Origin of the sequence: Exiguobacterium artemiae, assembly GCF_033342815.1 — a bacterium.
Taxonomy (GTDB): domain Bacteria; phylum Bacillota; class Bacilli; order Exiguobacteriales; family Exiguobacteriaceae; genus Exiguobacterium_A; species Exiguobacterium_A artemiae_A.
In genome coordinates, this window is sequence record NZ_JAWPEN010000031.1 from 1 (window position 1) to 8,271 (window position 8,271).

Consider the following 8,271-nt stretch of genomic DNA (forward strand, 5'->3'; position numbering starts at 1 on the left):
CATTTCTTGATAATTATTAATTTTTCAGCAGCTGAATATCTATATTTATACACAGAAAAAGCTCCCTTCAAAAGTGGACAGTTTTATTATTTCAACTGTCTACTTTTGTGGGAGCATATCAACGGCAGGCGGTCGTTTTGCTGTGCAGTATGATAGTTCGCTTTAAGAAGATACAACTTCCTCACCGGTTAAATCGATGTGCCCTTCACCCCAGGCACACATCGCATCTAAAATCGGGCGCAACGACCAACCGTAATCCGATAACGAATAGATGACTTTCGGCGGAACCTGTTCGTAGACCGTCCGGATGATGACACCGTCCTGTTCGAGTTCACGCAGTTGTTGCGTCAACATTTTTTGTGTGATGTTCGGCATCAGCTTTTTCAATTCACTTGTCCGGCGTTCGCCTTTAATGAGATGACACATGATGACGACTTTCCATTTGCCTCCGATGACTTGCAGCGTCGCTTCGACCGGAATATTGTAGGCCATGCTGATTCTTCCTTTCGTTACGAAGTACGGTGGGACAGGTACTTTTTAGTGCCTATCGCACTTGAAAGTGCGTACTTCTCAAGTAGATTTGATGGGTTTATGATAACAACTGTTAACGGAAAGTACAAGCCACCTTCGTCCATTGCTTTAATTGGTGATGGTAGGGTACTTTTTAGTGCCTATCGCACTTAAAAGTACGTACTTCCATAAAAAACAATGCCGCTCTATGATGGGATCACGCAGAAGTGTCCCTGTTTGAAAAACGATCCGGGCCCGGTCGTTCGGAGCATGGTTGCACTATCTCACTTTAGCTCATTTATCCAGGAGGAATTATCATGAATCAATTAAACCCGCGTGCTGAACAGGAACAGGTCCCGCAAAACGGCCGCTTCGCCCTGCTCGCACTTGCTATCAGCGCCTTTGGTATCGGAACAACGGAATTTGTCCCGGTCGGTCTGCTCGCTGCGATCGCCGGTGACTTAAATATCGGCATCACTCTGGCCGGACTGATCATTTCCGGTTACGCAATCGGTGTCGCCGTCGGTGCACCGATCTTGACTGCCCTGACGAACCGGATGAACCGGAAAACATTACTGATGGCGTTGATGGTCGTCTTTATCGCCGGAAATCTCGTATCAGCCATCGCACCCACTTTCGAACTGTTGATCGTCGCCCGGTTCATCACCGCGTTTTCGCACGGTGTCTTCTTCTCGATTGGCGCAACGATCGCCGTTCAGCTCGTACCGGAACATAAAAAAGCCAGTGCCATCGCTTTGATGTTCACCGGTCTGACGGTTGCGACCGTAACCGGCGTCCCGCTCGGCACATTCATCGGTCAATCATTCGGCTGGCGTGCGACATTCTTTGCTGTTGCCGCACTCGGCGTCATCGCCATCATCGCAAGCATTTTCCTGATTCCAAAAGACTTGAAACAATCACCGCCGGCGAAGTTTTCCGATATGTTTAAACTGTTGACGAACGGACGTCTGATGCTCGGTTTCCTGATCACCGCACTCGGTTACGGCGGAACGTTCGTCGCCTTCACGTACCTGACACCGATCATGCAGGACGTCACCCACATCAGTCCGAGCCTGATCAGTATCATCCTGCTTGTCTACGGCATTGCTGTCGCCATTGGCAACACCGTCGGCGGAAAACTCGCCAACGGAAATCCGATCAAAGCGTTGTTTTACATGTTCATTTTGCACGCGATCGTCATGATTGCTCTGTCGTTCATGATTTCGTTTAAAATCGCCGGGATCATCGGCATCATCCTGATGGGACTGCTTGCTTTCATGAATGTCCCAGGTCTGCAGCTGTATATCGTTCAGCTGGCGGAAAAATACGTCCCAGCAGCGGTTGATGTCGCTTCCGCGTTGAACATCTCCGCCTTCAATATCGGGATTGCGCTTGGGGCAACCATCGGTGGACTCATTGCCGACACGATCGGACTTGTCCACACACCGTGGGTCGGCGGAATCATGGTCATCCTCGCCGTCATCCTGACTGCCGTTTCCCGTCGTCTTGAACGTCTATAATCATGCCGACGGATCTGCGTGCACTCGACTACACTATCCGGATGCTCGGAACGGTGCACGAGATGCACATCATCGCTCAATTATTGCAGGCTCCTTGTTCAATCGACCAGTTGTCGTCAACCGGACCCAAGCATTCACGTAGAGAGTTGACCGTGTGTCTGACCCATCTTACACAACGGGGAGTCATTGAACGACCAGAAGCCGTCTATCAACTGACGCCAACAGGTAAAAGTTTGCAGCCGATTTTTCAAGCCATCGCCGAACAAGCCCAGCATCCGTGAGGACGCTGGGTTTTATGTTGTCGCGACAAGCGTGAATTCCCACGGGATGTTTTCCCCTTTCCACCCCGGATGTTCATCGAGTTGTTGAAGCGTAAAACCGCTTCGAATGACGGTGTTCACGATTTCACTCATCGTATAATGCCGCAATAGCACCTTCGGAAAATCAGCTTGTTCAGCCGGATCAAAATGGGATTGGTACGCAATTTTTTCTTCATATGTATTCTGATCGAAATAGCGCGGGATGTACTTGTCTTCATGAATACAATGTTTGATCGGATGATAGTCACTCAAAATCAGTTTCCCGCCCGGCTTGAGCAAGGCAAACAAAATCGCCGTGAATGCCTCCAGGTCATGAAAATAATGTAATATCCCGCCTTCAAGATACAGGACATCGAATTGGTGCTGATAGGTATGCAAATCGATCTCATAAATATCGCCGACGACATATTCAATTTCTGTCCCGGCACAATCGGCAAGTTCAAGGGCATAGCGGCGGTTGTCTTCCGAAATATCAAAGACGGTGACGTCTGCTCCAAGCAACGCCAGTGGAACCGCCTTACGTCCGTTTGATCCACAGAGATTGGCAATTCGTTTTCCGACAACTTCTTCAAAATAGTTCTGATGTTTCTTCAGGCTTGCTCTCGGGTCGGCCATGATTTCTTTTGCCTTGTCCACCGGTGACCCGTCGCGTTGATTCCAAAATTCATAAGCACGGTATTCCCAGGCGGTTTTGTTACGTTCACTGGATTTTTTCATGTTTTCGTCTCCTTTTGAGTCTGATTATATTTTAAGGCAAAAAAGTGTCCAATTGCATTTCCAAAGAAAAACAGCACACTCATCGCTTTACTTTGAGTTCTTATGAACTTATAATCAAAATATGAAAAGCACATCACTTCAAAGGAGGAAGCGCTGTTGACACTATTGATTGTATTTTTAGCAATCGTCTTCATCATGCTCGCACTGGACCTTGGCGTATTTCACAGGAAAGCTCATGAGGTCTCGCTCCGCGAAGCCTGGACGTGGACGTTCGTCTGGATCGGACTCGCCGTCGCCTTTGGCGGTTGGTTGTTCTACGCGCAAGGTAGCGACGCCGCCATTGAATACACAAGCGTTTATTTCATCGAGAAGGCACTCGCGATTGATAACGTCTTCGTCTTCTCACTCGTCTTTGCGTACTTCGCGATTCCATTGAAGTATCAGCACAAAGTCTTGTTCTGGGGAATTCTCGGTGCCATTCTCTTCCGCGTCATCTTCATCGTCGCCGGAGTATCGCTTCTTGAGAACTTCGCATGGGTGTACTACATCTTCGGTGCATTCCTCGTCTACACGGGTTACATGATGTTTAAGAACATCGGTCAGGAAACGTCGCTTGAAGAAAATAAAACGATCCGTTGGCTTGAGAAGCGCTTGCCGATTACGCAAGACATCTCGTCTGGTAAATTTACGCAACGGATCAACGGTAAATTGTTCTTTACACCACTGTTAATCGCGTTGATCTTCATCGAAGTCTCGGATATCGTCTTCGCCGTCGACTCGGTCGCAGCAAGCTTCGCCTACTCGCGTGATCCGTTCATCATCTTCTACGCGAACATCATGGCGATTCTCGGACTCCGCAGTCTCTACTTCGTTCTTGCGAACCTGATTGACCGCTTCTACTACCTGAAACACGGTCTCAGCTTCATGCTCGTCTTCATCGGAGCGAAGATGATTTTCAGCGATGTCTACAAAATGCCAATCTGGATGTCGCTCGGAACAATCGTCCTTGTCATTCTGATCAGTGTCATTTACAGCTTTAAAAAGACAAAAGCACAAAAGTAACTTCGGTTAACCGCAGGCAAGGAGGGAATCACAGATTCTCTCCTTGTCTTTTTGTTCTCTTACCACAAGAAAAAGGTGAAAGCCCATCCGTCATCCTGGATGCCTTTCACCTTTTTTATAACGTCATCATCAATATGAATCAGCTGTTGACGACTTGTTCAGTTGGTTCTTCAGCGATGGCTGTACGATTGATCGATAAGTTTTCGCCTTCTTTTAAACGCTTTTTAAATTCGGCTGTCGCTGTAAACAACACATCCGTTGAAGAGTTGAGTCCTGTTTCAAACGAATCCTGCAAGACACTGATGATGAATCCGACAGCGATGACCTGCATCGCAATCTCATTCGGAATGCCGAACAGGCTGCAGGCAAGCGGAATCAACAGGAGTGATCCACCCGCGACACCGGAAGCCCCGCAGGCACAGACAGCAGCTAACACGCTCAAGATGATGGCTGTCGGAAGATCGACCGGGATGTTAAGGGTGTTGACCGCGGCAAGTGTTAAAACCGAAATCGTTACGGCAGCTCCCGCCATGTTGACGGTCGCACCAAGCGGAATCGAAATCGCATAAGTCTCTTTATCAAGACCAAGTTTTTTACACAGTTCCATGTTAACGGGAATATTCGCAGCCGAACTCCGTGTGAAGAAGGCCGTGATCCCGCTCTCGCGGATACATCTGAAGACGAGCGGATACGGATTTTGACGAACGTTGATGAAGACGATCAGTGGATTGACGACAAGTGCAACAAACAGCATCGTCCCGATCAACAGGACAAGCAGTTGACCATAGTTGAGAAGGGATCCAAGACCATTTTTCGTAATCGACTCAATGACAATCCCCATGATACCAAGCGGTGCGAGTTTAATGATCCACCCGACCATCTTCGCAATCGCATCCGAGAAATTAGAAATGAACGTTTTTGTTGTGTCCGATGCATTTTTCAGTGCTAAGCCCAATACGATGGCCCACGTTAAAATCCCGATGTAATTACCTTGGACTAACGCATTGACCGGATTGTCCACCATATTCAGGACGAGTGTCCGGATGACTTCAACCGCATTACCAGGCGCAGCTAATTTCTCCGTGCTCTCCGTCAGCGCGATGTTGACAGGGAACAGGAAACTGAAGACGACAGCAACGGCTCCCGCTAAAAACGTTCCGAGGAGATACAGGAAGACAATCGACTTCATGTTCGTCTGTTGTCCTTTTTTATGCTGGACGATTGCTGCCATGACCAGGAAAAAGACTAAAACCGGTGCAACGGCTTTCAGCGCGGAAACAAACAGTGTTCCAAAGATGGTGATGGACTGGGCAGCTTCAGGAATCGATACAGCTAAAATAATACCAATAATCAAACCGACTGCAATTTGTTTCACTAAACTGATTTGGTTCCACATCTTCAAAACTTTCATACGTTCCCCTCCAGGTTCAAAACGAATAAGTTATTTAGAATTTGAAAAACAACGATTCTCTCTCCTATCCAAAAGACAGATAGTTTACTCGTTTATTTTTCTAAAAATTCTCTCAGTTTGTTGTGTTCTATTTTTACATAAATCCGGTGAAATAAAAACTAGTTTTTTGTAAGAAATCCGATTCATTTAAGACGAGGTGTTAAAAGAATCGGTATGCAATCGATTGCATTATTAAGAATGAGAAGTACTCTTTAAGGAACTTGTTCTTACGAAATAGAAATCAAAACTAATCGATTTTAACGACATACAAAAAGACAATTCCTCGTCCAATACAGGAATCGTCTTCTTTAATCATCACAAATTGTACTTACTTTTCTTTTCGATTTAACGCATCTTTATACACGCGTTCTCTCGTACGCTCACCAATTGCTAAAATACTAACAATCCCTTCAATCTCTTGCTGAATTTCCTGATCATCCGATATTTTTATGATCGTTAATTGCTCGTCACGAATCGTGTAAACGAGCCGAAGATTCAATGATTTGTACTTTAGCTTATAACAACCAGTTAATGGAGCACGTAGCGGTTCACCGTGATTTTTTGGATCAACTGCTAATTTCTCCTGTACATCACGCTGAATAATTCGAATGATTTGTCGATCCAGTTTTTTAAGTTCTTTAACAGCTTTAGGGTGAAAATTAACTTTATCGAATTTAGGCGAGAATACTCCCACTTCTAAACGAAGTGAAAGTGGGAGATGAATCGCCAGCCTGTCTTTCGGGTATAGTCCTTTTAAAGATCCTTTTGTTTGAAGGTCCTTTTGAAGGAGGTGAAACATGGTGTTGAAGCACAAGGCCTACAGATTCAGAATCTATCCCACAAAAGAGCAGGAAATCCTGATCGCGAAGACGATTGGGTGTTCGCGCTTCGTCTTCAACCATTTCCTGGCGAAGTGGGAGGAAATGTACAAGACCACTGGGAAAGGGCTGTCCTACGGTTCTTGTTCCAAAGAAATTCCTTTGTTGAAGCAGGAGTTCGACTGGTTGAAGGAAGTCGATAGTACATCTGTACAGATCAGCGTCAAACATCTTGCCGATGCGTTCGACCGCTTCTTCAAGAAGCAGAACGATCACCCTCGTTTCAAGTCCAAGCGCCATCCCGTCCAGTCGTACACGACCAACATACAGGGCAAGTCTCAACTTCCTGAAGTCTCGATTGTGTGCAACAAGCTCAAACTTCCGAAGCTGAAATGGGTTCGTTTCGCCTATTCGAAACAGATCACAGGCCGTATCTTGAATGCCACGATCCGACGTAATGCGTCAGGCAAATATTTTGTCTCCCTGCTCGTCGAGCAGGAAATCCACGAACTGCCGAAGACCGGTTCATCTGTCGGTGTCGATGTCGGACTCAAGAACTTTGCCACCCTGTCAGACGGCACGATCTACAAGAACGACCGTTACTTCCGAACACTTGAGAAGAAGTTGGCGCGCGAACAGCGTAAGCTCTCCCACCGTCAACGAATCGCCCTGGCCAAGAAAGTGAGGCTTTCTGACTCTAAGAACTATCAGAAGCAGAAGCGGAAGGTGGCCCGTATCCACGAGAAGATCGCCAACAAGCGTACTGACTTCCTGCACAAGGTATCGACCGAGATCGTCAAAAACCACGATGTCATCGGCATCGAGACTTTGCAGGTGAAGAACATGCAGAAGAACCGCAAGTTGAGCAAGGCCATCTCGGACGTCAGCTGGTCGGAGTTCTTCCGCCTGCTCGAATATAAGGCGGGCTGGTACGGGAAAACCGTCGTGAAGGTCGGCAAGACCTTTGCTTCGAGCCAACTGTGCTCCAGTTGCGGCCATCAACACAAAAACGTGAAACATCTTGGCTTACGGGAATGGACATGCCCGAGTTGCGGGATCCATCACGACCGGGATGTGAACGCAGGACTGAATCTCAAACAAGAAGCCGAACGTATCTTAGCTTCTTCAACCGTCGGGACGACGGGGCTAGCCTGATCAGGTTTCGATCGTTAGGTCGGATAACTCAGGAATCCTTCACCTCTAAGTAAAGCGTAGGTGGAGGTAGTTCAAACACGAGCATTCCACACTTTCAACATTGATTTTTAGTCAATGCTCAGAGAAGCAAACACGTCGTCAGCATCAATGAATGTTTCCGGCGAATTTTCCGCATCTCGCAGACGAGAAAGAAGCTCAAATTCTTCAATTAAAGCTGCTTGTTTGACAATCATCTCGCTCATTTCTTCGAATTGATGAAAACCTACAACGACCGTATCAATTTCTCCTTGCGCATTAGTGACGAAGAGTGGCACCTCTTGTGCTTTTTCTCTTGTTTGTTTGAAAGAACGTGAGACAGCAGTCGTTGAGATAATTTGATCCGCAGTAAGCATCACAACCGACCGTTCTTTTGATTTCGAAATCATATAAAACTCCTCCTCAATCCCACTTTGCTCTTCACCTCGTTACAGTAATCTCAGTTTTCATAGATAGGCACCAGGCCATTGAAACGTTTAGATGAATGAGTGAAAAGCACGTGGATAGTTTTAAATATGATATAGTAGATAATTTCTTTACTTTAATAACTATATACATCGTATGTGACTGCTAAGATGAAGACAACAATCCGCGACGATTTGAATCCAACACTTCTCGAATCAAATACTTCTTCGCTACACTGTATTTAGAACAGATGTAGGGAGATGAACTAGGAGTGGAAA

9 protein-coding genes are annotated in these 8,271 nt (G+C 46.5%); 4 read left to right on the forward strand and 5 right to left on the reverse strand.

Features of this window, described 5'->3' with window-relative positions; translation table 11 throughout:
* Positions 1–162: 162 nt before the first annotated feature.
* Positions 163–492, reverse strand: coding sequence for a winged helix-turn-helix transcriptional regulator (locus R7V76_RS16500; protein WP_012370213.1), 330 nt, complete (start codon positions 490–492; stop codon positions 163–165).
* 335 nt (positions 493–827) lie between these two features.
* Here R7V76_RS16500 and R7V76_RS16505 point away from each other — a divergent pair, with 335 nt between their 5' ends.
* A complete protein-coding gene (locus tag R7V76_RS16505; protein ID WP_318094337.1) occupies positions 828–2,030 on the forward strand; it encodes an MFS transporter in 1,203 nt (400 codons plus the stop codon).
* Between the two features lie 2 nt (positions 2,031–2,032).
* A complete protein-coding gene (locus tag R7V76_RS16510) occupies positions 2,033–2,311 on the forward strand; it encodes a winged helix-turn-helix transcriptional regulator (RefSeq protein ID WP_131504007.1) in 279 nt (92 codons plus the stop codon).
* Between the two features lie 12 nt (positions 2,312–2,323).
* Here R7V76_RS16510 and R7V76_RS16515 read toward each other — a convergent pair whose 3' ends face one another.
* Positions 2,324–3,067 carry a class I SAM-dependent methyltransferase gene (locus tag R7V76_RS16515; protein WP_318094338.1) on the reverse strand — a complete coding sequence of 248 codons (744 nt, stop codon included), beginning with the start codon at positions 3,065–3,067 and terminating at the stop codon, positions 2,324–2,326.
* A 156-nt stretch (positions 3,068–3,223) separates the two neighbouring features.
* Here R7V76_RS16515 and R7V76_RS16520 point away from each other — a divergent pair, with 156 nt between their 5' ends.
* The gene (locus R7V76_RS16520) at positions 3,224–4,129 is read left to right on the forward strand and encodes a TerC family protein (RefSeq protein ID WP_318094339.1); all 906 of its coding nucleotides are present in this window, start codon (positions 3,224–3,226) and stop codon (positions 4,127–4,129) included.
* 139 nt (positions 4,130–4,268) lie between these two features.
* On the opposite strand, the gene sstT is transcribed toward R7V76_RS16520, so the two are convergent.
* A complete protein-coding gene (gene sstT, locus R7V76_RS16525; RefSeq protein ID WP_318094340.1) occupies positions 4,269–5,540 on the reverse strand; it encodes a serine/threonine transporter SstT in 1,272 nt (423 codons plus the stop codon).
* A 367-nt stretch (positions 5,541–5,907) separates the two neighbouring features.
* On the reverse strand, positions 5,908–6,378 hold the full coding sequence (locus R7V76_RS16530) for a type II toxin-antitoxin system RelE family toxin (protein ID WP_318094341.1): 471 nt from the start codon (positions 6,376–6,378) through the stop codon (positions 5,908–5,910).
* Position 6,379: 1 nt separating this feature from the next.
* On the opposite strand from R7V76_RS16530, the gene tnpB reads away from it, so the two are divergent.
* A complete protein-coding gene (gene tnpB, locus R7V76_RS16535) occupies positions 6,380–7,552 on the forward strand; it encodes an IS200/IS605 family element RNA-guided endonuclease TnpB (protein ID WP_318094342.1) in 1,173 nt (390 codons plus the stop codon).
* Between the two features lie 107 nt (positions 7,553–7,659).
* Here tnpB and R7V76_RS16540 read toward each other — a convergent pair whose 3' ends face one another.
* A complete protein-coding gene (locus tag R7V76_RS16540) occupies positions 7,660–7,977 on the reverse strand; it encodes a hypothetical protein (protein WP_012370208.1) in 318 nt (105 codons plus the stop codon).
* Positions 7,978–8,271 lie beyond the last annotated feature (294 nt).